Raw genomic sequence first — 25,220 nt, 5'->3', positions numbered from 1 at the left:
ACCGAGGGCGGCGCCCAGCAGCGCTACCTGCTCAAGGCGAACGTGCCGTTCGTCGACGACGCGACCTGCAAGTCGGCGTACCCGAGCATGAAGACCGCGGTGGAGATCTGCGCGGGCTACCCGCAGGGCGGCACCGACACCTGCCAGGGTGACTCCGGTGGGCCGATGGTCCGCCGCGACGCCAACAACAACTGGGTCCAGGTGGGCATCGTCTCCTACGGCCAGGGCTGCGCCCGGCCGAACTACCCGGGCGTGTACGCCCAGGTCAGCGCCCTGTCCGCGGCGATCGCCCAGCAGGCCGCGGCCATGGGCGACCCGAACACCCCGCCCGGGAACCAGGTGTTCGAGAACGCCACCAACGTGACCATCACCGACGCGGGTGCGGCTGTGACCAGCGAGGTCACCGTCAACGGGATCACCGGCAACGCCCCCGCCGCGCTGTCGGTCGGGGTGGACATCAAGCACACCTACCGCGGTGACCTGGTGATCGACCTGGTCGCGCCGAACGGCACCGCGTTCCGGCTGAAGAACGCCAACTCGTCCGACTCGGCCGACAACGTGATCACCACCTACACGGTGAACGCCTCGGCCGTCCCCGCGAACGGCACCTGGAAGCTCAAGGTGCAGGACGTCTACAGCGCCGACACCGGTTACATCGACAGCTTCAAGTTGGCCTTCTAGGTCGACCACCCCGGGGCCCCGGCCGAGACCGCGCAGGTCTCGACCGGGGCCCCGGCCGTCGCGCACCGGGTGGTCGGTGGCGGTTTTGTCACACCGGTCGGTATCAGTTGGGTTCGAAGTCTGGCCGTTCGGAGTAGTTCCGGGCAAGATACGGACAAAGTTACTGTCAGGTAGCCGCCTGGTGCACACCCGAGGTGACCAGGTGACGACCGCCGTGCGCCGTCCGGAGGAGAAGACCATGCGCGAGTTCGCCGTGCCGCCCGTCGCCAAGCGTGAAGAGGCGGGCGGACTCGCCGACCTGGTGTACAGCAATGCCGCCAAGACCCCGGAGCACGTGCAGTTCAAGCGCAAGTCGGGCGGCGGTTGGGCGGACGTGACCGCGCGGGCGTTCGCCGACGAGGTGACCTCGGTGGCCAGGGGCCTGATCGGCTCGGGCGTCGCCCCGGGCGAGCGGGTCGCCATCCTCGCCGCCACCCGCTACGAGTGGACGCTGCTGGACTTCGCCATCTGGGCCGCGGGCGCGGTGCCGGTGCCGATCTACGTGACCTCCTCCGCCGAGCAGATCCAGTGGATTCTGTCCGACTCCGGGTGCGTCGCGGTGGTCGTGGAGACCGAGGAGCACGAGAAGCGCGTGGCCGACGTGCGCGACAACGTGCCCACCCTCCAGCACGTGTGGCGGATCGAGACCGGCGCCGTCGAGCAGATCATCGAGGCGGGCGGGGGGGTCGACGAGGCCGAGGTGCACGCCCGCCGGGCCGCGGTGTCCTCGTCGGACCTGGCCACGATCATCTACACCTCCGGCACCACCGGCAACCCCAAGGGCGTGGCGCTGACCCACGACAACTTCTTCGCCGAGGTCGGCTACGGCGGCGAGGTGCTGACCCGGCTGTTCAAGGGCACCGGGGTGCCCGGCGACGCCTCCACCCTGCTGTTCCTGCCGATCGCGCACGTCTTCGGCCGGATGGTGCAGGTGGGCTGCGTGTACTCGCAGACCACCATGGGCCACGGCCCGGACGCCAAGAACCTGCTTCCCGACCTGGCGACCTTCCGGCCGACGTTCATCCTGTCGGTGCCCTACGTGCTGGAGAAGGTCTACAACGGCGCCCGGCAGAAGGCGCACGCCGACGGCAAGGGCAAGATCTTCGACGCCGCCGCGGCCACCGCGATCGCCTACAGCGAGGCCGAGGGCAAGGCCGGGCTGGGCCTCAAGATCAGGCACGCGGTGTTCGACAGGCTGGTCTACTCGAAGCTGCGCGCGGCCATGGGCGGCAAGACCGGGTACGCGATCTCCGGCGGCGCCGCGCTGGGCCTGCGGCTGACGCACTTCTTCCGCGGCATCGGCCTGGTGGTGCTGGAGGGCTACGGCCTGACCGAGACCACCGCCGCGGCCACGACCAACGCCCCGGACAACTTCAAGGCGGGCACCGTGGGGCAGCCGCTGCCGGGCACCTCGGTGAAGATCTCCGAGGACGGCGAGATCCTGCTCAAGGGCGGGCAGGTGTTCGGCGGCTACTGGAAGAACGACGCCGCCACCGCCGAGGTCCTCGACGCCGACGGCTGGTTCGCCACCGGCGACCTGGGGCAGCTCGACGCGGACGGCTTCCTGTCGATCACCGGCCGGAAGAAGGAGATCCTGGTGACCAGCGGCGGCAAGAACGTCGCCCCGGCGGTCATCGAGGACCGGATCGCCTCGCACCCGCTGGTCGGGCAGGCCATGGTGGTCGGCGACGGCAAGAAGTACATCGCCGCGCTGGTGACCATCGACCCGGACTACTTCACCTACTGGAAGACCACCGTCGGCAAGCCCGCGTCGGCGACCGTGGCCGACCTGGTGGACGACCCGCAGTTGCTCGCCGAGGTGCAGAAGGCCGTCGACGAGGGCAACGCGGCGGTGTCGAAGGCCGAGTCGGTGCGCAAGTTCCGGGTGCTGGCCACCGAGTTCACCCCGGAGACCGGGCACCTCACGCCGTCGTTGAAGCTCAAGCGCCGGGTGATCATGAAGGACTTCGGGGCCGAGGTGGACGCGCTCTACTCGTAGGCGAGGCTGATTCACAACAGTGATTCACATCTCGGCGGCCCTCCCCCGGGCGCGGGGTTTCGCTTAACCTGACTGAAACTCATCTCGGGGGAGGGCCGACACCATGGGGCGACACTCGTCGGGCAGGGGTCGGCCCCGCCCCGTGGTGTTGATCGGCCTCCTGGTGGTGGTCGCCCTGGTGGGCTGGCTCGGCGTCACCCTGGTCCGGGGCTGGGTCGGCCCGTCCTGCGAGAACCCGGTGACCCTGGACGTGGCCGCCACGCCGGAGATCGCGCCGCTGGTGGAGCAGTTCGGCAAGCGGGTCGCCGACGACCAGGCCGCCGGGGACGAGAACGCCTGCTACCGGGTCGCCGTCGCCGCCGAGGACTCGACGTCGGTGGCCGAGGCGCTGACCGTCTCCGACAGCGGCGCCCTGCCGGACGTGTGGATTCCGGAGAGCACGATGGTGCTGCGCCGGGCCCAGGCCAAGGGGGCGTTCGACGGGCAGGTCAGCGGCACCTCGATCGCCTCGTCGCCGGTGGTGCTGGCGCTGACCGACGACACCGCGGGCGCGCTCGGCTGGCCGGACAAGACCCCCACCTGGGCCGACGTCCTCGCCACCCCGGCCGAGACCGCCATCGGCATCCCGGACCCGGCCCGCGACCCGGTCGGCACCTCGGCCATGTTCGGCGTCCGCACCACCACCCAGACCACCCCCGACCCGGACGCGGCGCTGACCAGCACGCTGCGCCGGATCTCGGCCAATACCCGGCCGCTGGCCGCGGACCTCTACGCCCGCCTGCCCGGCGCGGGCAGCCCCGACGAGCCGATCGACGTCATCGCCACCACCGAGCACGACCTGCTCAAGCACAACGCGGCCGAGTCCGGCTACGAGCTCGTCGCCACCTACAGCGAACCGGCCGTGCCGTCGATGGACTACCCGTACACGGTGCTGCCCCAGACCGCCCCGGCCGAGCGGGACGCCGCGTTGAAGTTCCTCGGCAGGCTGCTCGACGAGACCTCGGTGCGGGCGCTGGCCGACGCCGGGTACCGGGCCGCCGACGGCCGGGTGCTGCGCGACCGGTCGCAGGACCGGCGCACCGGGGCCGAGCAGGTCGACCGCACCGAGGTGCCGGACAACGACGCGGTCGACGCGCTGCTCAACCAGTGGGCGGGGGCGAACCTGGCCGCGCGGGTGCAGGTGCTGATGGACGTGTCCGGTTCCATGGCGCAGGAGGTGCCCGGCACGGACCTGGACCGGATGACGGTCACCACCAGGGCCGCCGTGCTCGGCCTGGGCCTGTTCAAACCGGACACCAAGCTGAGCTACACCCTGTTCTCCACCAACCTCGACGGGGACAGGGACTACCGGGAACTGCTGCCCATGAAGCCGGTCCGCGACCACCTCGCCGCGGGCGCGCGGGAGCAGGTGGCGGCGATCAAGGCGGTGCCGGGCGGCGCCACCGGGCTCTACGACACCGTGCTCGCCGCCTACCGGTCCGGGCGGGCGGACTGGGAGCCCGGTCGGCTCAACCTGGTGATCATCATGACCGACGGCCGCAACGAGGACGGCAACGGCATCAGCCGCGACGACCTGCTGGCGGAACTGGACAAGCTCCAGGACCCGCGCAGGCCGCTGCCCATCGTCGGCGTCGGCATCGGGCCGGACGTGGACAAGGCCGAACTGGACGCGCTGTCGGCGGCCACCGGCGGCAAGGCGTTCGCCACCGCGGACCCCACGAAGATCAGCGACATCTTCTACGCGGCCCTGGGCAAGTTCCTGTGCCAGCCGCCCAACTGCAAGGCACCGGCGAACTGACGTGCCCGCCGAACCCGCGGTCCCCACCGCGAGCGGGATGCTCGACGTCGGCGACGGCAACCGGGTGCACTGGGAGACCTGCGGCGACCCGGCGGGCACGCCGCTGGTGTGGGTGCACGGCGGGCCGGGGATGGCGACGACCGAGCGCTGGCGGGACAGGCTGACCGCGCACGGGCACCGGGCGGTGTTCTTCCACCAGCGCGGCTGCGGTCGCAGCACGCCGAACGCGGCGGACCCGGCCACCGACCTGTCGGTCAACACCACCGCGCACCTGATCGCCGACATGGAGCGGTTGCGCGCGCACCTGGGCATCGAGCGCTGGGTGGTGACCGGCGGCTCCTGGGGGTCGACGCTGGGGCTGGCGTACGCGCAGGCGCACCCGGAGCGGGTCAGCGCGATCGTGCTGCTCGCGGTCACCGCCACCCGCCGCCGCGAGATCGACTGGCTCTACTCCGGACTGGGCCGGATCTTCCCCGAGGCGGCGGAGCGCTTCCGCGCGGGCGTGCCCGCCGGAACCCGCCGGGAGGACGTGCTCGCGGCGTACTCGCGGCTGATGGACGACCCGGACCCGCGGGTCCGCGCCCGCGCCGCGCACGACTGGTGCGCCTGGGAGGACGCGGTCCTGTCGCACGAGGACGGACCCGCGAAACCGTTCAGCGGCAGCACTTCCGCCGAGCGGTTGGCGCTGGTGCGGATCTGCGCGCACTACTTCTCCCACGGCGCCTGGCTCGACGAGGGCGTGCTCATCCGGGAGGCGGGGAAGCTCGCGGGCATCCCGGCCGTGCTCATCCACGGGCGGGTGGACCTGGCGGGGCCGCTGGAGACGGCGTGGGAACTCGTCAAGAACTGGCCGGACGCCGAACTGGTGGTGCTGGAGGGCTCCGGCCACCAGTCCACGGCGGCGTCCGACGCGGCCCTGAGCCGGGCACTGCGCCGCTTCGCCTGATCGCGGCGGGAACCTCATCCGGCCGGCGTTTGTCACATCCGGTTAAAGTCGCGGTGGTTTGCGCGCTCTTTTTCGTGCCCGAAGGTCCACCACGAGGAGGCCCTGCTCAAAAATTGGCCCATTGGGCCGCATCAACTGGTCTGAATGGTCGTGGCTACGCCAAGATTAGCCCATATAACGCCATTGTTTGAATAGTGCCGTTATCGCTACAGTCTCGGCGTACCGCTCACCGCTCCCGACCGGAAGGTGCGTCATGCGCGCCCTGGTGCTGACCGCCGCCCTCCTGGCGACCGTGACCGTCGCCGCGGCCACCGAGACCGGCTCCGGGTCCCCCCGGCTGCGCCCGCTGCCGCTGCCCGGCCCCGACACCGAGGCCGGGCTGACCGGGATGACCGCGACCGGCATGGTGCACGGGTTCGTGCGCGGGCGCGGCGGGCCCGCGCGGGCGGCGGTGTGGCGCGGCGGGAGGCTGACCCTGCTGGAGCGGACCGGGCCGAGCACCCCGACCGCGGCGAACGACCACGACCAGGTCGTCGGCTCCTACACCCGCCGCCCCGGCGAGGAGGAGCGGGCGGTGCTCTGGACCGGGGGGCGCCGGGTCGACCTGCACCCGCGCGGGGCCTTCCGCAGCGCCGCGGTGGGGATCACCGACCGCGCCGAGGTGCTGGTGGTGAGCCACCACGTCAGTTCGGACACCCTCGGCACCGCGCGGCGGCTGTCGCTGTGGCGGCCGGGCGGGTGGCGCACCCTGGTGGAGGACGGCCGGTTCCACGACCCGGTGCTGGGCGCGGCCGGTGACGTCGCGGTCCTGGTCGACGACCGGGCGCTGCTGTTCCCGCGCGGCCGGGGCCCGGGCATCCGGCTGGTGGGCCTCGGCGGCGGCGCGCCGGTGCCGATGGGCATCAACGCCGGTGGCGCCGTCCTGCTGGCCTGCGAGGACGACGGCCGCGGCCGGGCGGCGCTGTGGCGCGACGGGGGCCTGACCGACCTCGGTTCGCTGGGCGGCGGCGACACCCGCTTCGTCGGCACCGGCCCGCGCCACGGCCCGTGGCTCAACGCCTCCGGCGAGGTCACCGGCCTGTCGGAGACCCGCGACGGCCGCTACCACGCCTTCCGCTGGCGGCGCGGGGTGATGACCGACCTGACCCCGCACGCCCCGTACAGCACCAGCTACGCCATCAACGAGCGCGGCGACATCGCGGGCGAGGTGCCCGCGCCCGGGGCGGCGGGCACGCACGCGCTGCTCTGGAAGCGCCGCAGCACAACGGACCTGGGCGCCGCGACCCCGGGCAACCTGACCATGCCGACCGCCCTGCACCCCCGCCTGCCGCAGGTCGCGGGCATGGACGCGGCCCCGGGAAGTTCCGCCACCTCGCTCTTCACGTCCCAGTAGGACGGTCTGACCCCGAAGGAAGGACACACACCGATGCGTGTCAGGACAACCGTTTCGGCCACCACGGCCGCTTTGCTCATCCTGGTCGGCGCCACCGCGGAGGCGGACGCGGACGCCGGGGTGCGCCCGCTGCCCGCCCCGGCCGGTGCGCGCCAGGCGGCCGGGATCGGCATGAGCGCCACCGGGCTGATCCACGGCGTGGTGCTCACCGACGCGGGCTCGCGGGCCGTCACCTGGCGCGGCGGCGAGCGCGTCGACCTCGAACCCGAGGGGGTGAACAGCCTGGTGCACGAGGGCAACGACCTCGACCAGGTCGTCGGGTACCGCGAGGTCGACGGGGTGCGGCACGCCGTGCTGTGGTCGGCCGGGCGCCGCGTCGACCTCACCCCGGCCGGGGCGGTCGACAGCGCGGCGGTCGACGTCAACAACCGCGGCGAGGTCCTGGTGAGCAGCGTGGACGCCGACGACGACCGGCGGCTGTCGCTGTGGCGGGCGGGCACCTGGCGCACGGTCGTGGAGAGCCCGTCGGCGTACTTCGGCAGCCTCGGCGCGGGCGGCGACGTCACCTACACCGCCGACGGCACCGCGTACCTGGCCCGCCCCGGACGGGCGCCGGTGGCCATCGGCGCGGGCACCCCGGTGGACGTCAACGCCTCCGGGCAGGTCCTCGTCGCCGCGGAGGGCAAGCTGCTGCTGTGGAGCGCGGGCCGCACCACCGACATCGGTTCCCTCGGCGGCGGCCAGACCCACATCCCCGTCAGCCAGGAGGGGTCGGGGCCGTGGCTCAGCGACTCCGGTCAGGTGGTCGGCCAGTCCAGCACGGCGGACGGCCGCAGCCACGCCTTCTCCTGGCAGCGCAGGGTGATGACCGACCTGACCCCGGGTGCGGACAGCGGCGCGGCGTTCGCGGTGAACCGCACCGGCACGGTCACCGTCACCGAGTTCGCCCCGGTGCCGAAGCTGTCGCTCTGGCGGCGGGGGACGGCCGAGGTGCTGCCGCTGCCCACGGGCGGGAACCCGTTCGGCTCGGCGCTGCACCCGTTCCTGCCGTGGACCGGCGGCACGATCGTGAGCACCACCGCGCCGGAGTCGACCGCCTACGAGTGGCGCTGAACGCTCACCCCGCCGGGTCGCCCGCGGGCGGCTCGGCGGGGGTGAGGCGGGTGGCCTCGACGGCGAGGTACAGCTCGCCCACGTCGCGCGGGTCCTCCATGTCCCGGCCGGTGACCTCGGCGGCGCGGCGGAGGCGGTAGCGGACGGTGTTGGGGTGCGTCGACATCAGCTCCGCGACCACCTTCACCGCGCCGCCGTGGGCGAACCACAGGCGCAGGGTGGTGAGCAGTTCGGCCCGCTCCTCGGCGCCGAGCGCGTCCAGACCGGCGAGCACCTCGATGGCGAGTTCGCGGGCCAGGTTCGGCGCGCCCGCGACCAGCGTGGTGACCGGGCGCTCGCCGAACACGGCGACCCCGGTCTCCCCCGGCGGCAGGCAGCGGCGGGCGATGCGGGCGCGGCGCAGCGCGGCGGGGACCCTGGCCAGGCCGGACACCGGGCGGCTGACGCCGATGACCTGGCCGCTGGCCGCCAGGGCGGCGCGCAGGCCGTCGAAGTCCTCGACCCGCTCCACCGACACGATGCCGATCTCCGCGTCCGGCAGGCTGCGCCAGACGATGACCCGCCTGCGGCTGGGGTCGACGGCGGTGGCGCTGACCTCCGGCCGGGCCTCGTCGGTGCTGCCGTCGCCGTAGAGGACGACGAACAGGCCGTCCTCGGGCAGCTCCAGCACGCGGGCGGCGTCGGACAGCTCGGAGCGGCGGGTGAACCGGCCCTCCAGGAGCCGGTCGATCAGCTCGCGGCGCACCTTCTCGTCCGGGGGCACCCCGGTGCCCCCGGTGTCGCGGTACACCGACACGTCCGCGACCCCCGGTTCCGATACGAGATCGACCACCGGTGGAGGGTATCCGAGCAGGGGATTCGGAGCACTCCCCTATCCGTGAAGAGTTTTCAGCACCTTTTCAGCGCCGTTGTGCGCGCGTGCGCACCGGACCGGGCGGGGTTGTCACGCGCCCGGCAGATCGATGCCCAGGCCGCGCAGCAGGGTGGCGAACTTCGCCGAGGTCTCCGCCAGCTCCGCGGCCGGGACCGAGGCGGGCATGACGCCCGCACCCGCGTAGAGCACCATCTCCCGGTCGAAGACCTCCGCGCAGCGCAGCGACACCACCCACTCACCGTCACCGTCGGCGCCGGTCCAGCCGACGGCCCCGCTGTAGAAGCCGCGTTCGAACGGCTCCAGGTCGGCGATCGCCGCCGCCGCCGCGGCGGCGGGGGTGCCGCAGACGGCCGGGGTCGGGTGCAGCGCGGCGGCCAGGCGCAGCGCGGAGATCCCCGGGTCGGCCAGTTCCCCGGTGATGCGGGTGGACAGGTGCCAGACGGTGGGGGTGGCCACCAGCGACGGACCGGCGGGCACGTGCAGGCTGCGGCAGAACGGGCGCAGCACCTCCTCGACCGCCTCCACCACCACCCGGTGCTCGGCCTGGTCCTTGCCCGAGGCCAGCAGCTCGTCGGCCAGGGCGCGGTCCTGCTCCGGGGTGATCCCGCGCGGCAGCGACCCGGCCAGCGGGTTCGACACGACGCGGGTGCCGGTGCGCGAGACCAGCAGTTCGGGGGTGGCCCCCAGCAGGGTGCGCCCCCCGGGCAGCGGCGCGGCGAAGGTGTGGCCCTGGGGGTTGGCCGCGACCAGGCCGGGCAGCAGGGCGGCGAGGTCGACGGGGGCGGCGAACCCGAGCCGCAGGGTGCGGGCGAGGACGACCTTGCGCAGCTCGCCGGGCCCGCGCAGGAGCGCGACCGCCGCGGCGACCGCGGCCTCGTACCCCGCCCCGGACGGCACCGGCGTCACCGACACGGGCGCGGCCCCGGCGGCGGGCGCGGCGGAGCAGGGGTGCGCCGACCCGGTGCGGCGGACCTCGGCGGGCACGACCACGTGCGCGGGTGCCCCCGGGGCGAACGGCAGCGCGCCGACCGCGACCTGGGCGCCGCTGTCGGCCAGGGCCTTCTCCACCCTGGCGGACAGCTCCTCCGGGTCGGACTCGGTGACGACCGCTCGCTCACCCTCCGCGAGCAGCGTCGATGTCGGTCCGGCGAGCAGGAACGCCCCCGGGCGGTAGTCCCGCACCACGTGTTCAGCCACCCTTCCATTCTGCCCACGGCCACCCGATCGGGGGCCGCCGAGCACGGCGAAGTTCGTGGGCTGCCCCACGCGCGACAGCGGGCGGGCGGCCGTCCGGCCACCCGCCCGCTGTCGTGGTCCTGATCAGCCGAGCGCGTCGATCAGCGCGGAGCGCTGCCGGTCGCCGAGGCCCGCCGCGCGGCGGTCGGGGTCGATCCCGGCCTGCTCGAGCAGGGCGGCGACCTTCACCGCGCCGAGGCCGGGAACGGCCTTGAGCAGGGCGGCGACCTTGGTCTTGCCGATCGTCTTGTCGTCCTTGGCCTTGCCGAGCACCGACGCGATGGTCCGCTCACCGGACTTGATCGACGCCAGCAGCTCCGAGCGCGCCTTGCGCGCCTCGGCTGCCTTGGCGAGCGCATCCGCGCGCTGCTCGGGAGTCAACGTGGGCAGAGCCAACGTGGTTGTCCTTTCCTTCATCACCCGCCGCGGTGGCGACGGGCCCAGCCTCATCGGGGCATCGTGACTACCGACAGTCACCGGAGCGGAAGAACCTACCCACCCCGGACGCACCGCGCGACCCGGCCGCCCGACGCCTTTCACCAGTAAACGACACCTCGGGGGGCAACATACCCCCGACACGCGCAAACCTCCTGCGGAGCCCATCACGTCCGGGGGCGGCACGCAGCGTGACAGCATGATCAAGTTGGCGGAACCGGGCATTTCGGGAGTGTTGCCGACAGCGTTTGCGCACTAGGCTTTCCTACCGCCAGTAAGTTAGTCGGGGCCGATGTCCACCGAGGGCCGAGGCCGTCAACCCCAGGGAGCTTGATCGACCATGTTGAGCACCATGCAGGACGGCAACCTGTCCATCGGCACACTGCTGCGGCACGGCACGAAGGTGCACGGGACCGCCGAAGTGATCACCTGGACCGGTGAGGGCAGCCGCAGCAGCACCTTCGCCGAGGTCGGCAGGCAGGCCGCCCGCCTGGCCAACGCGCTGCGCGGCCTGGGCGTCACCGGCGACGAGCGGGTCGCCACGTTCATGTGGAACAACGCCGAGCACCAGGTCGCCTACCTCGCCGTCCCGGCGATGGGCGCCGTGCTGCACACGCTCAACCTGCGGCTGTTCCCCGAGCAGCTCACCTACATCGCCAACCACGCCGAGGACCACGTGGTCATCGTGGACGCGACCGTGGCCCCGCTGCTGGCCCGGCAGCTCCCCACCTTCACCACCGTCAAGCACGTGATCGTGGCCAACGGCCCGGCCGAGGCGCTGACCGCCCCCGAGGGCGTCCAGGTGCACTCCTGGGACGCGCTGCTGGCCGAGCAGTCCGACGAGTTCGACTGGCCGGACGTGGACGAGCGCACCGCCGCCGCCATGTGCTACACCTCCGGCACCACCGGCAACCCCAAGGGCGTCGTCTACTCCCACCGCTCGATCTGGCTGCACTCGATGCAGGTCTGCATGGCCGACGGCATCGGCCTGGCCTCCACCGACCGCTCGCTGGTGATCGTGCCGCAGTTCCACGCCATGTCCTGGGGCATGCCCTACGCGGCGTTCATGTCCGGCGCGTCGCTGATCATGCCGGACCGCTTCCTGCAGCCGGAACCGCTGGTCCGGATGGTCACCGAGCTGGGGGCGACGCACTCCGCGGCGGTGCCGACCATCTGGCAGGCGGTGCTGGCCCACCTGGACCAGAACCCGGCCGACCTCAGCTCGCTGCGCGAGGTCGTCGTCGGCGGCTCGTCCTGCCCGCCCGCGCTGATGCACGCCTTCGCCGAGAAGTACGGCGTGCACATCGTGCACGCCTGGGGCATGACCGAGACCTCGCCGCTGGGCACCGTGTGCCGCCCGCCCGCGGGCCTCACCGAGGAGGAGGCGTGGAAGTACCGCTACACGCAGGGCCGCCTCCCGGCGAGCGTGCAGGCCAGGCTCATCGACGACGACGGCAACGAGATGCCGTGGGACGGCGAGAGCGTCGGCGAGCTGGAGGTGCGCGGCCCCTGGATCGCCGCTTCCTACTACCGGCTCGAAGAGGACGGTGAGGGCGCGGAGAAGTTCCGCGACGGCTGGCTGCGCACCGGGGACGTCGGCACGCTCACCCCGGACGGCTTCCTCACCCTGACCGACCGCTCCAAGGACATCATCAAGTCCGGTGGGGAGTGGATCTCCTCGGTCGACCTGGAGAACGCCGTCATGGGCCACCCGGCGGTGGCCGAGGCCGCGGTCATCGGCATCCCGGACCAGAAGTGGGACGAGCGCCCGCTGGTCGCGGTCGTGCTGCGCCCCGGCGCTGAGGCCGCCCCCGAGGAGCTGCGCGACTTCCTCGGCGACAAGGTCGCCAAGTGGCAGCTCCCGGAGAACTGGACCTTCGTCGAGGAGGTCCCGAAGACCAGCGTCGGCAAGTTCGACAAGAAGGTGCTGCGGGCCGCGCACGCCGAGGGCAGGCTCGACGTCAAGCACCTGGGCTGAGCGCCGCCGAGCGGGTTCGCGCGACCGGCTCACCCGGCCCCGCGCGAACCCGCCCGGCCCGGCCGGGGCGAGGCGCGTCCGCCCGCCCCCGCCGCTCCCGGGATGGGTATGGTTCGCACTGTGGGCGGCGCGAACGGGGAGGTGACCGGCCTGTCAGGCGAGTCCAGCGCACGTGGTCGCAAGCTCAACGCGACGTCCTACGTCGTCCTGGGAATGCTCTCCGCGGGTCCGGCGACCAGCTACGACCTCAAGCAGCGGGTCGGCTACACCATCGGCCACTTCTGGGCGTTCGCCCACTCCCAGCTCTACGACGAGCCGAGCAGGCTGGCCGAGGACGGCCTGGTGGTCTCCGCGGTCGAGGACGGCGGCAGGCGCAGGCGCACCTACTCGATCACCGAGGCGGGCCGGGAGGCGCTGCGCGAGTGGCTGGTCGCCCCCACGCCGGAGGAGACCGAGGTCCGCGACCTCGGCCTGCTGAAGCTGTTCTTCGCCGCGCACGGCAACCCGCGGACCCTGCGCGGCCTGGCCAGGGACCGCTACGAGTCGCACAAGGCGCGCGGGGACAACTACGTCGTGCAGTACGGGCAGGTCGCCGGGGTGGCGGACCCGTGGCAGCTCAAGTCCCTGGAACTGGGCATCCGGTTCGAGCGCTGCGTGGAGGAGTTCTGGGCGGACTTCCTCGCCGAACTCGACGCCGGTCCGTCCGAACAGGCGCCACCCGCGGGCTGACCGCGCGGCAAGCCGGTGACGGCTGTTTACATACTGACCGCGTGGCGCGAAAATTCTCGACATGAGACCGTTGCGCCTGCTCACCGCCGGGGTCGCCGTACTGGCCGCCGCCGCGGTCGCCACCCCACCCGCGTCCGCGACCACCACGCACCGCCCCGACGGCGCGCCGGTCGACCACCACCGGTGGACCTTCCCGCGCGACTTCGCGGGAGGCCGCTCCGACGGCCTGCTCCCCGGCCCGGGCGGGCTGCGCATCGGCAGGCCCGCGGGCAGCGTCGAGCACACCGAACCCGAACTGGGCACCACCCGCCGCTACGACTACGGCACCTGGACCTCCCCGGTCCACCGGCCGGGCTTCGACGCCACCCAGCTCGTCGCCTCCTGGAACGCCACCACCCCCGCGGGCACCTGGCTGCGGGTGGAGCTGCGCGGCGACGGCCCGACCTGGTTCACCCTGGGCCGCTGGGCGCTGGGCGACCAGGACATCATCCGCAGCAGCGTGCCCGACCAGTCCGACGACACCGGGTACGTCGACGTGGACACCTTCGTCGCCGCCCCGGGCAGGCCGCTGCGCGCCTACCAGCTCCGGGTCACCCTGTTCCGGGCCGCGGGCACCCGGGCCACGCCGACGCTGCGCACCGCCGGGGCGATGACCTCGGCCATCCCGGACCGGTTCACCGTCGCGGCCAGCGCGCCGTCGCTCGGGCGGGCGGTGGAGCTGGCGGTGCCCGCGTACTCGCAGAACGTCCACATCGGGCAGTACCCGCAGTACGGCGGCGGCGGTGAGGCGTGGTGCAGCCCCACCTCGACGCAGATGGTGGTCGAGTACTGGGGCAAGCGGCCGTCGGCCGACGACCTGGCCTGGGTGGACCCGACCTACGCCGACCGCTCGGTCGACCACGCGGCCCGCGCCACCTACGACCACGACTACGACGGCACCGGCAACTGGCCGTTCAACACCGCCTATGCCGCGTCCTACGGCCTGTCGGCGCACGTGACCCGGCTGCGGTCGCTGACCGAGCTGGAGGCCCACATCGCCCGCGGCATCCCGGTGGTCACCTCGCAGTCCTTCCGGGCGGACGAACTCGACGGCGCGGGCTACGGCACCGCGGGGCACCTGATGGTCGTCGTCGGCTTCACCGCCGAGGGCGACGTGATCGCCAACGACCCGGCGTCGCCGGACAACGCGGCGGTGCGGCACGTGTACAAGCGGGCGCAGTTCGAGAACATCTGGTTGCGCACCAAGCGGTACACCGCTTCCGGCGCGGTCGCGGGCGGTTCGGGCGGGATCGCCTACATCATCACGCGGTAGAGCACTCCGCGGTCACGGTGAGGTCCGGTGCCACGACGTACCGGCGCCGCGGCACGTCCGAGGGCGTGCGCGGTGCCGGGACCGGGACGGCACCCGGCGGGAGGCCGTAGTGGGCGCACAGCGGCGCGGTGTCGGTCAGCGGACCGTCGGCGCGCGGGGCACCCCGGACGACGCCCTTGCCCACGCCCACCTGCACACCGTCCCCGACGGGGCGGACGCCCGCCAGCGGCAGGTAGTTCTCCCGGAGGCCGAGCAGTCCGGTGTGGACGACGGCCCACTCCGGCTCCCCGGTGCCCCGGTTGAGGTAGACGCCGCCGATGCGGCCGATCCTGTTGCCCGCGGGGTCGTAGGCGTCGAGTCCGGACAGTTCCACACCCCAACCGTTCCCGCCGCCCGCCCGCCCCAACCCGGAGTTCACCCGTCCGTGTTGCCGTGGACGGGCCAGGGCGCGGACAGCACGGACATCCCCTCGACCGGTTCCAACCACACGTAGGTCCACGCCCAGACCCCGTCGACGACCACCCGGACCCGCGCGTACTCCGACCCCTCGTACTCGTCGAGCGCCGCCAGCGACACCCCCGCGCGCAGCGGCACCGTCCAACCCGAGACCCCGGGCCCGTCGCCGAGGCGCAGCGCCGGGTAGCCCAAACCGGTGTCGTACAACGATCCCGCCAACCGTCCGGGCCGGGGCTCACCGCGGGCCACCCCGGCCAGCAGGGGCCACATCGGCGCACCGGGTTGCAGCGTGCCGTAGACGAAGAGCCTGTCGGGGAACGCCTCCGGGGCGGGCGGGCCGCTGACGACCTCGACGTCGAGCCCATCGCCCGCCGCGGGCTCGCCGATCAACCCGACGGCCTCGGCCTGCGGGACGTCCGCGCAGCGCACCGGGGCACCGGACACCAGCAGCGGCCTGCGGATCACCGCCGCACCGACGTAGGCGAGCACGCCATGGATGAAGGGGCCGTCGGCTGTGACATCCAAGAGTTCCACCGTGCCGGTGCGCACCCGGGCCAGGGCGTACCGGTGGCCGCGCCCCTCGCACACGTCGAGCACCGCCACCTGCTCCGGTGCCAGCATCAGCACCGCGTGGTCCTCCACCCCGTCCAGCGCGGCGAGCACCACCGGCCGCTGGTCGTCGACCACGCGCAACCCGGCCGCCCACACCGCGGCCAGCCCGGTGCACCGGGCCCGCAGCACCACCACCGGCCCCACCAGCCCGAGCGCGTCCCGCAACCACGTCAGCTTCGACGGGCACGGGTTCGACCCGTAGGACAGCACGGGAACCCGCCCGGCCATCGGCGCACCCCCGCGCGTGTCCAGCCACTCGTCGAGGTCGACGCCACCCGCCCGCCACCCGGACAGCGCGGCGGGGTCGGCGGTGAGCCGGACACCGCGCCCGCCGTCGTGCGCGTAGGAGTACGGCGGCCGGGCGCCCGGGTAGGGGACGGCGGGGAACTCGGCGTCGACGAACACCTAGCGGGCGGCCCTGCGCTCGTCGAAGGTGGCCTGCGCCACCAGCACGGACGGCGTGGACTCCTCGATGAGCCGGTAGAGCCCGCGCACGCCCTCCGCGATCGGCCGCCCGAGGTCGGTCAGGGAGTAGTCCACGTGCGGCGGGATCACCGGCCGCACCTCCCGGTGCACGAGCCCGTCGCGCTCCAGCGCCTGGAGGGTCTGCGCCAGCATCTTCTCGCTGACCCCGCCGACGGCCTGCCGGACCTCGCCGAAGCGCAGGGTCCCGTCGAGCAGCACCCCGAGCACGAGCACCCCCCACCGGCTGGCGACGTGCTCCATCACGCCACGCCCGGGGCAGTTCGGGTCGAACACGTTGGCCCGGAACGGTGTGGCCTCAGTCACGCCCATACCCCGCTGACCTCATTTCTTCCCTCAAGGTAAGTACAGCACCTGAAGGTAGGTACTTACGAAGAGAAAGTAACACTCCTACGGTGACCCCAACACCCGCTTCCGAAGGAGTCCACCGTGAAGTACCTGGTCACCGGCGCCACCGGCCACCTCGGCGCCCGCGTCGTCCACCACCTCCTCGCCCGCGTCCCCGCCGCGGACATCGCCGTGTCCGTCCGCGACCCGCGCAAGGCCGAACCCCTCGCCACCCAGGGCATCGAGGTCCGCCGGGGCGACTTCGCCACGGGCATCGACCCCACCGGCATCGACTCCCTCCTGCTGATCTCCGCCGACGGCCCCGACCGCGCGACGACGCAGCGGGCCACCGTGCGAGCGGCGGTCGCCGCGGGCGTCCGCCACATCGCCTACACCAGCGTCACCGACGCCGACACCTCCCCGGTCGCCCTCGCCGCCGACCACAAGGCCACCGAGGAAGCCATCCGCGCCACGGGCGTCGCCCACACCTTCCTGCGCAACGGCATGTACCACGAGAACTACACCCCGGCCCTGCTCCAAGGCCCCCTCACCACCGCGGCGGGCACCGGCCGGATCGCCACCGCCGCCCGCGACGACCTCGCCCAGGCCGCCGCGATCGCCCTCACCGAACCCGGCCACCACGGCAAGACCTACGAGCTGACCGGCCCCACCGCCTGGACCTTCGACGAACTGGCCGCCCTCGCGGGCACCACGCACACGGCAGTGACCCCCGAGCAGCGCCGGGCGGCCCTGGTCGGCTTCGGCCTGCCCGAGCCGGTGGCGGACCTGCTGACCGACATCGAGGCCAACATCGCCACCGGCGTCTTCGCCGAGGTCCGCCCCGACCTGGCCACCCTCCTCGGCCACACCCCGACCCCCATCGAGGACGCGGTCAAGACCACCCTGGCCTGACTCCCCTTCACCGCGACTCTGGATCAACCCATCACCAGGCACCGACAGGCGCGGTCATCCACCCTCTGCCCAGTGGCGGTTCACCCGAGCTATCGCCTCTTCCCTGCTCATCGCCGCAACCTCGTCCTCACCGAGACCAACCCTATTGATCAACAGGTGCACGAGGTCGACCGGGAGCGCTTCGGCCGGAGGCTCCGGAGCGCCACGATTCGGCTTCACCTTGTGGCGCACACAATCCCAGAACACCGCTTCAACAACGTCGAGCTGATCTCGAAGAATATGAGACCACATACTTGGACCATAGTCCGACCGGTCGACCGGATGCGAGATTCGAGTTCGGAGAATCCGGCCATCATGCATAGCGAACTCGTAAGTCACATGATGGGTCCCTTTCCTGCCAACCGCATCCCGGACGCGTTGCCACCCCTCGACACGACAGAAAGTTTCATGATCTTGCCGGGTTGCCGGAGGCCAACTCACCGAGGAGATCCCACCAACCAGTCTCGAAGCTCGAGATCGCCACTGAGGCTGATCAACTGCACGAGTGCCCAATTTTCCTGATGGTTGGGCGCAACCGAAAGTCGCTCCTGCCAATCGTCGGCATACTCTCGCAGAGCATCGACCATCTCGTCGATCGCATCGTTGAAAGTGGCCCCGTCCGCGGCCACGGGCAGTCCGGGGATGAAGACCGACCAGCCACCGCCCTCATTGACCACTTCGGCCTTGGATGAAATTATGGACGCCAGGAAATGGCGCATGCGATCGCCGTCGACCAAAACAACCTGCGAATTGTCTCGCCGTACCGTCGCGACGTGTCCGCGAAGTGCAGCGTTGAACAATTCCTTCAGGTGCGTGCGCGCGTCATTGAAGCCATCTGCGTGAACAGCGGACATGCCCAACCCCCTTCACCACATCATCGATGGTGCCCTGAGCTGGCGCGTACGTCAAGTACACCACGTACGCAACGTACGTGCGGTGACTGGAGCGCTCATCTCAAGTGGACACTCTCCGAGTGCTCTCTTCTCCGCGAAACCCCGGGCTTTTCCGCCGCCGATGGGCCACGCTCGGGGCATGACCGCTGAGGACCCCCGCGAACCCCGTCCGGCGGCGGACCCGCTCGCGCAGATCACGCTGACCCCGCGCCGCTTCGCGGCCGTGCTGGCGGTGGCCGCGCTGCTGCTCGGACTGACCCTCCTCCTGGTCCCCGTGCACGTCGCCAACCCCGACCCCGGTGCCGGGTCGGTGAACTGCGGGAACGTCGTCGGCGGGGTGGAGACGCGGTGGGTGACCGACGACCTGCGGTCCACCGACCGGTCGACCGTGGTGGCCTACGTCGGGATCTGCGAGGAGGCGATCAGCGACCGGGCGGGGACCGGGTTCCCGCTGCTCGCCGCCGGGGTGGTCGGGGGTCTGGCGCTCACCGTGGTGCGGTGGCGGGTCCGGGGATGAGCTTGCCGGGGTTCAGCACGCCCGCCGGGTCCAGTTCCGCCTTCACCGCGCGCAGCACGTCCACGCCGAGGTCGCCGATCTCGGCGCTCAGGTAGGGGGCGTGGTCGACGCCCACGGCGTGGTGGTGGGTGATGGTGCCGAGGGTGGTGATGGCGGTGCTGGCGGCGTGCTTGGCGCGCTGCCACTGCCCGACCGGGTCGGCGGGGTCGCGGGGGACCAGGACGGTGAAGTAGAGCGACGCGCCCGTCTCGTAGGTGTGCGAGATGTGGCAGGCGACGACGGGGCGGCGGCCGTCGCGGGTCAGCGAGCCGGTCAGCGCCGCTGTGACCGCCGTGCGCAGGGCGGACAGCCCGGACCAGTGGGCGGCGGTCTCCAGGGTCTCGACGCACACGCCCGCGTCCATCAGGGCGTCGCGCTGGCGGGGGCCGGAGAAGCGGCCGCGGCGCCAGGCCTCGCCGACCGGGCGGCCGAGGCGGACCGCGCCGCGCAGCACCTTCAGCGTGGCCGCGCGCTTGGCCCGCAGTGCCGCCGCCGACGACGCCTCCCAGCCGATGACCAGCAGGCACGGTTCGCGCACGCCGCGCGCCCGGAGGTACGCGCGGACGGCCCGGGTCTTCCAGCCGCCGTTCATGGTGAAGCCGACCTCGGTCTCCTCGGGGTCCGACAGGCGGGTGACCGCGCCGCGCACGTCCTCCTGGGTGAGCGCGCGCACCGCCTCGGCGCCCGCCTCCCAGCCGTCGAGGACGAAGCCCTCGTGGCGGGAGACCACCGGCTTGGGCCGCACCCGCAGGGTGACCTCGGTGATCACGCCGAACGCGCCCTCGCTGCCGACCACGAGCCGGCGCAGGTCCGGGCCCGCGGCGCTGGCCGGGGCGGTGCCCAGCCGCCAGTCGCCGCGCGGGGTGGCGACGCGCACGCCCGCCACCATGTCCTCGAAGCGGCCGTAGCCCGCGGAGGCCTGGCCGGAGGAGCGGGTGGCGGCGAAGCCGCCGATGGTGGCGCGCTCGTAGGACTGCGGGAAGTGCCCGAGGGTGAACCCGTGCCGGGCCAGCAGCCGCTCCGCGACCGGGGCGGGGACGCCCGCCTGGAAGACTGCGAGCCGCGACACCGGGTCGACGCTGACCAGCCGGTCGAGGCGGGCCAGGTCGAGGGCGATGACCGAGTCGAAGCCGCCGCGCAGCGCCGACACCCCGCCGACCACGGACGTGCCGCCGCCGAAGGGGACCACCGCGACCCCGTGCTCGGCGCAGGCGGCGAGCACCCGGACCACCTCGGCGGGGTCGGCGGGGACGACCACGGCGTCCGGGACGGCGAGGTCCCCGGCGCCCCGGCGGCGCAGCAGGTCCAAGTAGGACAGTCCGCCCGCGCGGGCGAGCCGGTCGGGCGACTCGACCAGGACGTGCTCGGCCCCGACAATGGACCCCAGGACGGCCCGCACCGCGGCGGGCAGGGCGGAGTCGGGCACCGGGGCCACCGAGCCCGGGGCGACCGGCGTGCTCGCCGGGCGCAGGCCGGTGCGGGCGGCCAGCCACCTGCTCGCGTGGGCGGGCAGGTCCGCGTCCGCCGCTCCGGCCCGCGTCCAACCGCTTCGCACCAGGTGGTCGAGGTGGTCCATCTCAGCGCTCACGGGATAGAGTGTGACATATGACGTCCAAACGTCACAGCAGTGCGCCCACGCGGGTGGCCGACGACGTCCTGCTCGACGCCGCCCGCGACTGCGTGCTGGCCACCGGGGTGCGGCGCACGACGCTGACCGACGTCGCCCGCCGGGCCGAGGTCAGCCGGATGACGCTGTACCGGCGGTTCCCGGACGTGCGCAGCCTGCTGGCGGCCCTGATGACCAGGGAGTTCGGCCAGGCGCTCGCCCGCACCCAGGACTCGGTCGCCGACCGGCCCTCGGCCAGGGACCGGCTGGTGAGCGGCGCGGTCGCGGGGGTCCGGGCGATCGCCAACGACCCGCTGATGCGGACCGTGCTCGACCGCGACGGCGAATTGGTGCTGCCCTACGTGGTGTCCCGGCTGGGCAGCACGCAGCAGATCGCCGAGCGGTTCCTGCGCGCGCAGCTCGAGGCGGGCCACGCCGACGGCACCGTGCGCCGGGCCGACCCGCTGGTGCAGGCCAGGGCGCTGCTGCTGGTGGTGCAGTCGTTCGTGCTCTCGCACGTCCCGGCCACCGCCGACCTCGACCCCGAGGACCTGCTCGCCGAACTGGCCCACCTGCTGGAGACCACCCTCCGCCCCTGACCGACCTCCGCCCCCGACCAGTCCAGACCCCGACCAGGGAGTTCCCGTGCCCGAGCCCCGCACCGCCCTCAACGCCGCCCGCCGCGCCGCCGACCTGGCCGCGCTCGCCGGGGGCGAGGTGGTCGACCTGCTGGTGGTCGGCGGCGGGGTCACCGGGGCCGGGGTGGCGCTGGACGCGGCGGCGCGCGGGCTGAGCGTGGCCCTGCTGGAGGCCCAGGACCTCGCGCACGGGACCTCCCGCTGGTCGAGCAAGCTCGTCCACGGCGGCCTGCGCTACCTGGCGAAGGGCGACGTCGGGCTGGCCAGGGAGAGCGCGGTCGAGCGCGGGGTGCTGATGACCACCACCGCCCCGCACCTGAGCCGGGCGCTGCCGCAGCTCATCCCGCTGCACCGCCCGACCACCGGCCGGGACGCGGCGCTGACCCTGTCCGGCCTGCTGGCGGGCGACGCCCTGCGCCGCTCGGCGGGCACCCCGTCGGCGCTGCTGCCCCGCCCGCGCCGGGTGTCGGCACCGGAGGCGCTGGCCCTGGTGCCGGGCCTGCGCCGCGACGGCCTGCGCGGCGGGCTGCTGTCGTTCGACGGGCAGCTCGTCGACGACGCCCGGCTGGTGGTGGCGCTGGCCAGGACCGCGGCGGGCCTGGGTGCGCGGGTGCTCACGCGGGCGCGCGTGACCGCGCTGACCGGCACCGGCGCCGCGGTGACCGACGCCCTCACCGACTCGCCGTTCGAGGTGCGGGCCCGCGCGGTGGTCAACGCGACGGGCGTCTGGGCGGGCACGCTCGTCGACGAGGTCACCCTGCGCCCCTCGCGCGGCACCCACCTGGTGCTCGACGCGCGGGCGGCGGGGCTGACCGGGTCGGCGCTGATGGTGCCGATCTCCCTGGGCCGGTACGCGCTGCTGCTGCCCCAGCCCGACGGCCGCGCCTACCTGGGGCTGACCGACGAGCCGGTGGACGGCCCGATCCCGGACGTGCCGACGGTCCCGCAGTCCGATGTGGACCTCCTGCTCGACGTCGCGGGTTCCGCCCTGGCCACCCCGCTGCGCCGGGCCGACGTGCTCGGGTCGTTCGCCGGGCTGCGCCCGCTGCTGCCCGCCACCGGCCGCAGCGCCGACCTGTCGCGCCACCACGCCGTGCTGACCTCCCGCGGCGGGGTGATCACGGTGGTGGGCGGCAAGCTGACCACCTACCGCAGGATGGCCGCCGACGCGGTCGACCGCGCGATCGCGCACGCGGGCCTCAACGCCGGTCCCAGCACCACCGCGACCCTCCCGCTGGTCGGCGCCGCCCCGCGCACCGTTCTGTCCACACTGGACGCACCGGGGCACCTGGTGGAGCGGTACGGCACCGAGGCCCCGGTCGTGCACGCCCTGGGTGAGCTGGACCCCGACCTGGCCGCGCCGATCGCGCACCGCACCACCGCCGCCGAGGTCGTCTGGGCCGTCCGCAACGAGGGCGCCCTCACCGCGGCCGACGTCCTGGAGCGCCGCACCCGCCTCGCCCTCGTCCCGGCCGACGCCGAGGCCGCCGCCCCCGCGGTCACCTCGCTCGTCGACCGCGCCCTGGCGGGCCTCACCAGCGCGGTCTAGACGCGGAAGAGGCCGCCTCCCAAGGGGAAGCGGCCTCTTCGGCGTGCTGCGGCCTCAGGCCTGGATGGTCATCTTGTCGTCGCCGGAGTTCAGCGCCTCCAGCAGGACCATGATCGAACCCCACTCCTGGAGGATGTGCCGCACACCCGCCAGCATGTTGTCGATCGGCTCCCAGATGTTGCCGTGACCGGGGACCTGGTGCTGCTGGAACTGCGAGTCGGTCACCTGGAGCATCCCCTTGGGCGGGTTGCCGTCGGTGGCGCCGGGGCCGGACAGGTCGACCGCGTGCGGGTTGCCGCCGGAGGCGCGGTCGACGATCTGCGCGATCTGGCCCGCGTCGATCTTCGACGGGTCGACGCCGTGGTTGATCAGGATCTCCACCGCGGAGCCGATCCAGCGGGCCCGGTCCACCATGGACGCCGGGGCGCCGGGGGTGGGCGGCGGGCCGGAGGGGCCCCAGCCGCCGGGCGGGGTCACCTGCGACACCTGGCCCGGGACGCCGGTGGTCGGCACGCCGGGGTTGGTGTACGGGGAACCGCCGGTGGGCTGCTGGTAACCGCCGTAGGAAGGGATATTGGGCTGCTGCCCGTAGCTCGGCTGCTGGTGGGAGCCGCCGCCGGTGGGCTGCTGGTAGCCGCCGTACGAGGGTGCGGGGGTCTGGCCGTAGTTGGCGGGGTTGGTCTGCCCGCCGCCCGGCTGCTGGTACCCGCCGTAGCCCGGGGCGGGGCGCTGGCCGTAGTTCGCGGTGTTCTGCTGACCGCCCGGCAGCGGCTGGTAGCCGCCGTAGCCGGGCACCTGGCCCTGGTTGTAGTTGGCCTGGTTGGTCTGCCCGTTGTTGCTGTACTGGGTGTTCGCCGCGGTGTCGAGCTGACCGGGGTTGACCTGCGGCGCCTGCGTGGTGGCGGCCGGGGCGGTGCCCGCGGCCTTGCCGCCGATGGTCGCCAGGAGCTGCTTGACCGCCTTGGCGAGCTGCACGATCTTCTGCACGGCCTGCATGATCTTCTGCAGCGAGGAGACGAACTTCTGGATCTTCGAGGCGATCTTCTGCGCGGTCTGCACGGCCTCGGCGATCGAGCGGGCGATGCCCTCGGCGATGCTGGCGCCGAAGCTCAGCCACGCCTTGGCCAGCGCCTCGATGATGATCTGGATGACCTTCATGACGCACTTGTTGATGAAGTCCAGCACCGTCTTGCGGACCTCGGCGAGCAGTTGGCCCGCGCCCTTGATGGTCTCGCCGATGGCCTTGCTGACCTCGGCGAGCGCGTCGAGCCCCTGCGCCTGGGTGGCGGCGGCCTTGCGGTAGCCGTCGGCGGCGACGCCGGTCCAGTTGCCGGTCTCCTTGACCGACGCCTGCCGCAACTGCTCGGCGGTCTGGGTGAGCTGCGAGCCGGTCTTGCCCCAGCCCGACGAGCTGCCCAGGATCGACTCGGCGCTGCCGAACAGCGCCTCGAACGGCTTCCGCAGGAACGAGATGTGCTGGATGATCCAGCCGAACCCGGCGCTGCCCGCGGCCGAGAGCGGGTCGCCCGCGATGCCGATGACGTCCATCGCCACGTTGGTGATGGACATGCCCGCCTCGAGCCAGTCCCCGCGCTCGATGGCCGACTTCACGCTGGTGATGTCGTTGGTGATGTTCTGCGCGCCCTGCTCGGCGGTGCGCGGGCCGGAGGCGGTCGAGGTGGTCTGGGTGGTGCTGGTCATCCGGCGCCTCACAGCCTTCCGGCGAACGTGTTCGCGTTCGCCGAGTCGATGTCCTGGTACTCCTTGGCGACGGCCTCGATGCCCTTGCGGACGTCGTCGACCGCGGTGGCGACCTTGGTGATGCCCTGCACCACGTCACCGCAGGCACCGAGGATGGCCTGGGCGAAGAACTGCCCGATCATCCCGAAGGCGTCCCCGGAGACGGCCTGCGCCGACCCGGTGGCGGCGTTCACCTGGGAGGAGATGGTCGCCACGGTCGCGGCGTGCTTCACCAGCTCCTGCACGTTGACGTTGAAACCTGTGCCCATCGGATTCCGCCCCGTTCTAGTTGACGACTTCGGGTGGGTTGTCGAAGTACTCGTCGTCGGACCGGTCGTCGCGCCCGCGGCGGACCGGTCGACCGGTGTCCTCGACGTCCCCGGCGTAGCCCTCGGGCATGCTCGCCTTCACGACGTCGAGCGCCGGGCTGTCGCCCACCAGGCCCTCCATGGCCGCCAGCACCTGCGCGCTCGCGTCGCGCTGCGCCTGCCGGGTGACCTCCAGGATCTGCCGGGCCAGGTGCTCGGGCTCCAGCTCGCGGACCCCCTGGCGCAGGACGAGGCCGGTGGTGACCCCGTTGGCGCTGACCCGCACGGAGATCTCCCCGTCGGAGGAGGTGGCCGCACCGCCCACCTCGCGCAGCGCCTTCTCGGTCTTGGCCGCCTGCGCCGCCACCGCCTGCAGCTCGTCGTTGTACTGCGCGAGCCACTGTTCAGGATTCATCCTGATCTCTCCAATGGTCCTACCCGGATCATCCGCCCATCTTTGACGGAGCATCCTCTGATCGGTTCCCGGCCGGGAGGGAAACGCCCAACTCGTTTGCGGTCGCACCGGCCGACCGGTGCCCACCCGCCCCCGACGGGGATACTGGGGCAG

24 protein-coding genes and 1 pseudogene are annotated in these 25,220 nt (G+C 73.0%); 14 read left to right on the top strand and 11 right to left on the bottom strand.

Annotated elements, in window-relative coordinates:
* The 7 genes and pseudogenes from UO65_RS39090 to UO65_RS28120 all read left to right on the top strand — a co-directional run.
* Positions 1-309: pseudogene (locus tag UO65_RS39090) on the top strand (serine protease); the annotation flags it as partial.
* Positions 307-681: a proprotein convertase P-domain-containing protein gene (locus UO65_RS39085; RefSeq protein ID WP_411431384.1), complete on the top strand. Its 375-nt coding sequence runs from the start codon at positions 307-309 to the stop codon at positions 679-681. The pseudogene UO65_RS39090 and the gene UO65_RS39085, both read left to right, overlap by 3 nt.
* Positions 682-919: 238 nt before the next feature.
* A complete protein-coding gene (locus UO65_RS28140) occupies positions 920-2,719 on the top strand; it encodes an AMP-dependent synthetase/ligase (RefSeq protein ID WP_035288430.1) in 1,800 nt (599 codons plus the stop codon).
* Positions 2,720-2,861: 142 nt separating this feature from the next.
* Entirely contained in the window at positions 2,862-4,517 is a 1,656-nt protein-coding gene (locus tag UO65_RS28135) for a substrate-binding domain-containing protein (protein WP_324608986.1), read from the top strand.
* A gap of 1 nt (position 4,518) precedes the next feature.
* Positions 4,519-5,463: a prolyl aminopeptidase gene (gene pip / locus UO65_RS28130; protein WP_035288413.1), complete on the top strand. Its 945-nt coding sequence runs from the start codon at positions 4,519-4,521 to the stop codon at positions 5,461-5,463.
* Positions 5,464-5,716: 253 nt separating this feature from the next.
* Positions 5,717-6,856, top strand: a complete 1,140-nt coding sequence (locus tag UO65_RS28125; protein ID WP_035288411.1) for a hypothetical protein — start codon at positions 5,717-5,719, stop codon at positions 6,854-6,856.
* Positions 6,857-6,889: 33 nt separating this feature from the next.
* Positions 6,890-7,969, top strand: a complete 1,080-nt coding sequence (locus UO65_RS28120; RefSeq protein WP_084176331.1) for a hypothetical protein — start codon at positions 6,890-6,892, stop codon at positions 7,967-7,969.
* A gap of 4 nt (positions 7,970-7,973) precedes the next feature.
* Here UO65_RS28120 and UO65_RS28115 read toward each other — a convergent pair whose 3' ends face one another.
* The 3 genes from UO65_RS28115 to mihF form a co-directional block, all read right to left on the bottom strand.
* Positions 7,974-8,801, bottom strand: a complete 828-nt coding sequence (locus UO65_RS28115) for a PucR family transcriptional regulator (protein WP_052021892.1) — start codon at positions 8,799-8,801, stop codon at positions 7,974-7,976.
* 111 nt (positions 8,802-8,912) lie between these two features.
* On the bottom strand, positions 8,913-10,040 hold the full coding sequence (locus UO65_RS28110) for an isochorismate synthase (RefSeq protein ID WP_035288407.1): 1,128 nt from the start codon (positions 10,038-10,040) through the stop codon (positions 8,913-8,915).
* A 123-nt stretch (positions 10,041-10,163) separates the two neighbouring features.
* The gene (gene mihF / locus UO65_RS28105; RefSeq protein WP_181399859.1) at positions 10,164-10,475 is read right to left on the bottom strand and encodes an integration host factor, actinobacterial type; all 312 of its coding nucleotides are present in this window, start codon (positions 10,473-10,475) and stop codon (positions 10,164-10,166) included.
* 379 nt (positions 10,476-10,854) lie between these two features.
* Here mihF and UO65_RS28100 point away from each other — a divergent pair, with 379 nt between their 5' ends.
* The 3 genes from UO65_RS28100 (at position 10,855) to UO65_RS28090 (ending at position 14,533) form a co-directional block, all read left to right on the top strand.
* The gene (locus UO65_RS28100; protein ID WP_035288403.1) at positions 10,855-12,492 is read left to right on the top strand and encodes a long-chain fatty acid--CoA ligase; all 1,638 of its coding nucleotides are present in this window, start codon (positions 10,855-10,857) and stop codon (positions 12,490-12,492) included.
* Positions 12,493-12,612: 120 nt separating this feature from the next.
* Entirely contained in the window at positions 12,613-13,221 is a 609-nt protein-coding gene (locus UO65_RS28095) for a helix-turn-helix transcriptional regulator (protein WP_052021890.1), read from the top strand.
* Positions 13,222-13,282: 61 nt separating this feature from the next.
* A complete protein-coding gene (locus UO65_RS28090; protein ID WP_035288401.1) occupies positions 13,283-14,533 on the top strand; it encodes a C39 family peptidase in 1,251 nt (416 codons plus the stop codon).
* Here UO65_RS28090 and UO65_RS37045 read toward each other — a convergent pair.
* From UO65_RS37045 to UO65_RS28075, 3 genes are read right to left on the bottom strand one after another with little or no spacing between them, the layout of a single operon-like run.
* Positions 14,523-14,906, bottom strand: coding sequence for a PRC-barrel domain-containing protein (locus UO65_RS37045; RefSeq protein ID WP_052021889.1), 384 nt, complete (start codon positions 14,904-14,906; stop codon positions 14,523-14,525). The two genes, UO65_RS28090 and UO65_RS37045, sit on opposite strands and share 11 nt — an antisense overlap.
* A 41-nt stretch (positions 14,907-14,947) precedes the next feature.
* The gene (locus tag UO65_RS28080) at positions 14,948-16,006 is read right to left on the bottom strand and encodes a gamma-glutamylcyclotransferase family protein (protein ID WP_063936029.1); all 1,059 of its coding nucleotides are present in this window, start codon (positions 16,004-16,006) and stop codon (positions 14,948-14,950) included.
* Positions 16,007-16,396 (bottom strand): winged helix-turn-helix transcriptional regulator, encoded by a 390-nt coding sequence (locus UO65_RS28075; protein WP_035288399.1) that lies wholly within the window; start codon positions 16,394-16,396, stop codon positions 16,007-16,009.
* A gap of 117 nt (positions 16,397-16,513) precedes the next feature.
* On the opposite strand from UO65_RS28075, the gene UO65_RS28070 reads away from it, so the two are divergent.
* Positions 16,514-17,323: an NAD(P)H-binding protein gene (locus UO65_RS28070; RefSeq protein WP_035288397.1), complete on the top strand. Its 810-nt coding sequence runs from the start codon at positions 16,514-16,516 to the stop codon at positions 17,321-17,323.
* Positions 17,324-17,799: 476 nt separating this feature from the next.
* Here the strand turns inward: UO65_RS28070 and UO65_RS28065 are convergent, their stop codons facing one another.
* On the bottom strand, positions 17,800-18,216 hold the full coding sequence (locus UO65_RS28065) for a type II toxin-antitoxin system HicB family antitoxin (RefSeq protein ID WP_035288395.1): 417 nt from the start codon (positions 18,214-18,216) through the stop codon (positions 17,800-17,802).
* 178 nt (positions 18,217-18,394) lie between these two features.
* Here UO65_RS28065 and UO65_RS28060 point away from each other — a divergent pair, with 178 nt between their 5' ends.
* The gene (locus tag UO65_RS28060) at positions 18,395-18,772 is read left to right on the top strand and encodes a hypothetical protein (protein ID WP_035288393.1); all 378 of its coding nucleotides are present in this window, start codon (positions 18,395-18,397) and stop codon (positions 18,770-18,772) included.
* Here UO65_RS28060 and UO65_RS28055 read toward each other — a convergent pair.
* A complete protein-coding gene (locus UO65_RS28055; protein WP_035288391.1) occupies positions 18,741-20,387 on the bottom strand; it encodes an FAD-binding oxidoreductase in 1,647 nt (548 codons plus the stop codon). The two genes, UO65_RS28060 and UO65_RS28055, sit on opposite strands and share 32 nt — an antisense overlap.
* Positions 20,388-20,416: 29 nt before the next feature.
* Between UO65_RS28055 and UO65_RS28050 the strand changes: the two genes are divergently transcribed.
* Together UO65_RS28050 and UO65_RS28045 are read left to right on the top strand one after the other, a co-directional pair.
* Positions 20,417-21,016: a TetR/AcrR family transcriptional regulator gene (locus UO65_RS28050; RefSeq protein WP_084176328.1), complete on the top strand. Its 600-nt coding sequence runs from the start codon at positions 20,417-20,419 to the stop codon at positions 21,014-21,016.
* Between the two features lie 46 nt (positions 21,017-21,062).
* Positions 21,063-22,604: a glycerol-3-phosphate dehydrogenase/oxidase gene (locus UO65_RS28045; protein WP_035288387.1), complete on the top strand. Its 1,542-nt coding sequence runs from the start codon at positions 21,063-21,065 to the stop codon at positions 22,602-22,604.
* Positions 22,605-22,658: 54 nt separating this feature from the next.
* Here the strand turns inward: UO65_RS28045 and UO65_RS28040 are convergent, their stop codons facing one another.
* Genes UO65_RS28040 through UO65_RS28030 form a run of 3 tightly spaced genes read right to left on the bottom strand, consistent with a single transcriptional unit; the run spans position 22,659 to position 25,067 of the window.
* Positions 22,659-24,305, bottom strand: coding sequence for an EspA/EspE family type VII secretion system effector (locus UO65_RS28040; RefSeq protein WP_035288385.1), 1,647 nt, complete (start codon positions 24,303-24,305; stop codon positions 22,659-22,661).
* An 8-nt stretch (positions 24,306-24,313) separates the two neighbouring features.
* Entirely contained in the window at positions 24,314-24,613 is a 300-nt protein-coding gene (locus UO65_RS28035) for a type VII secretion target (protein ID WP_035288383.1), read from the bottom strand.
* A 16-nt stretch (positions 24,614-24,629) separates the two neighbouring features.
* The gene (locus UO65_RS28030) at positions 24,630-25,067 is read right to left on the bottom strand and encodes a YbaB/EbfC family nucleoid-associated protein (protein WP_035288381.1); all 438 of its coding nucleotides are present in this window, start codon (positions 25,065-25,067) and stop codon (positions 24,630-24,632) included.
* Between the last annotated feature and the right edge of the window lie 153 nt (positions 25,068-25,220).

Source organism: Actinokineospora spheciospongiae (genome assembly GCF_000564855.1).
Classification (GTDB): Bacteria; Actinomycetota; Actinomycetes; order Mycobacteriales; family Pseudonocardiaceae; genus Actinokineospora; species Actinokineospora spheciospongiae.
Note: the sequence above shows the minus strand (reverse complement) of the source record. Positions and strands in the feature narration are given on the sequence as shown.

What these genes read in the sequence shown, in the direction of transcription:
- UO65_RS28035 (WP_035288383.1), bottom strand. Translation starts at nt 24,613, where the DNA reads ATGGGCACAGGTTTCAACGTCAACGTGCAGGAGCTGGTGAAGCACGCC.
- UO65_RS28100 (WP_035288403.1), top strand. Translation starts at nt 10,855, where the DNA reads ATGTTGAGCACCATGCAGGACGGCAACCTGTCCATCGGCACACTGCTG.
- UO65_RS28120 (WP_084176331.1), top strand. Translation starts at nt 6,890, where the DNA reads ATGCGTGTCAGGACAACCGTTTCGGCCACCACGGCCGCTTTGCTCATC.
- UO65_RS28125 (WP_035288411.1), top strand. Translation starts at nt 5,717, where the DNA reads ATGCGCGCCCTGGTGCTGACCGCCGCCCTCCTGGCGACCGTGACCGTC.
- UO65_RS28090 (WP_035288401.1), top strand. Translation starts at nt 13,283, where the DNA reads ATGAGACCGTTGCGCCTGCTCACCGCCGGGGTCGCCGTACTGGCCGCC.
- UO65_RS28140 (WP_035288430.1), top strand. Translation starts at nt 920, where the DNA reads ATGCGCGAGTTCGCCGTGCCGCCCGTCGCCAAGCGTGAAGAGGCGGGC.
- UO65_RS28050 (WP_084176328.1), top strand. Translation starts at nt 20,417, where the DNA reads ATGACGTCCAAACGTCACAGCAGTGCGCCCACGCGGGTGGCCGACGAC.
- UO65_RS28065 (WP_035288395.1), bottom strand. Translation starts at nt 18,216, where the DNA reads ATGTCCGCTGTTCACGCAGATGGCTTCAATGACGCGCGCACGCACCTG.
- UO65_RS28030 (WP_035288381.1), bottom strand. Translation starts at nt 25,067, where the DNA reads ATGAATCCTGAACAGTGGCTCGCGCAGTACAACGACGAGCTGCAGGCG.
- UO65_RS28075 (WP_035288399.1), bottom strand. Translation starts at nt 16,396, where the DNA reads ATGGGCGTGACTGAGGCCACACCGTTCCGGGCCAACGTGTTCGACCCG.
- UO65_RS39085 (WP_411431384.1), top strand. Translation starts at nt 307, where the DNA reads ATGGGCGACCCGAACACCCCGCCCGGGAACCAGGTGTTCGAGAACGCC.
- UO65_RS28040 (WP_035288385.1), bottom strand. Translation starts at nt 24,305, where the DNA reads ATGACCAGCACCACCCAGACCACCTCGACCGCCTCCGGCCCGCGCACC.
- UO65_RS28060 (WP_035288393.1), top strand. Translation starts at nt 18,395, where the DNA reads ATGACCGCTGAGGACCCCCGCGAACCCCGTCCGGCGGCGGACCCGCTC.
- UO65_RS28055 (WP_035288391.1), bottom strand. Translation starts at nt 20,387, where the DNA reads ATGGACCACCTCGACCACCTGGTGCGAAGCGGTTGGACGCGGGCCGGA.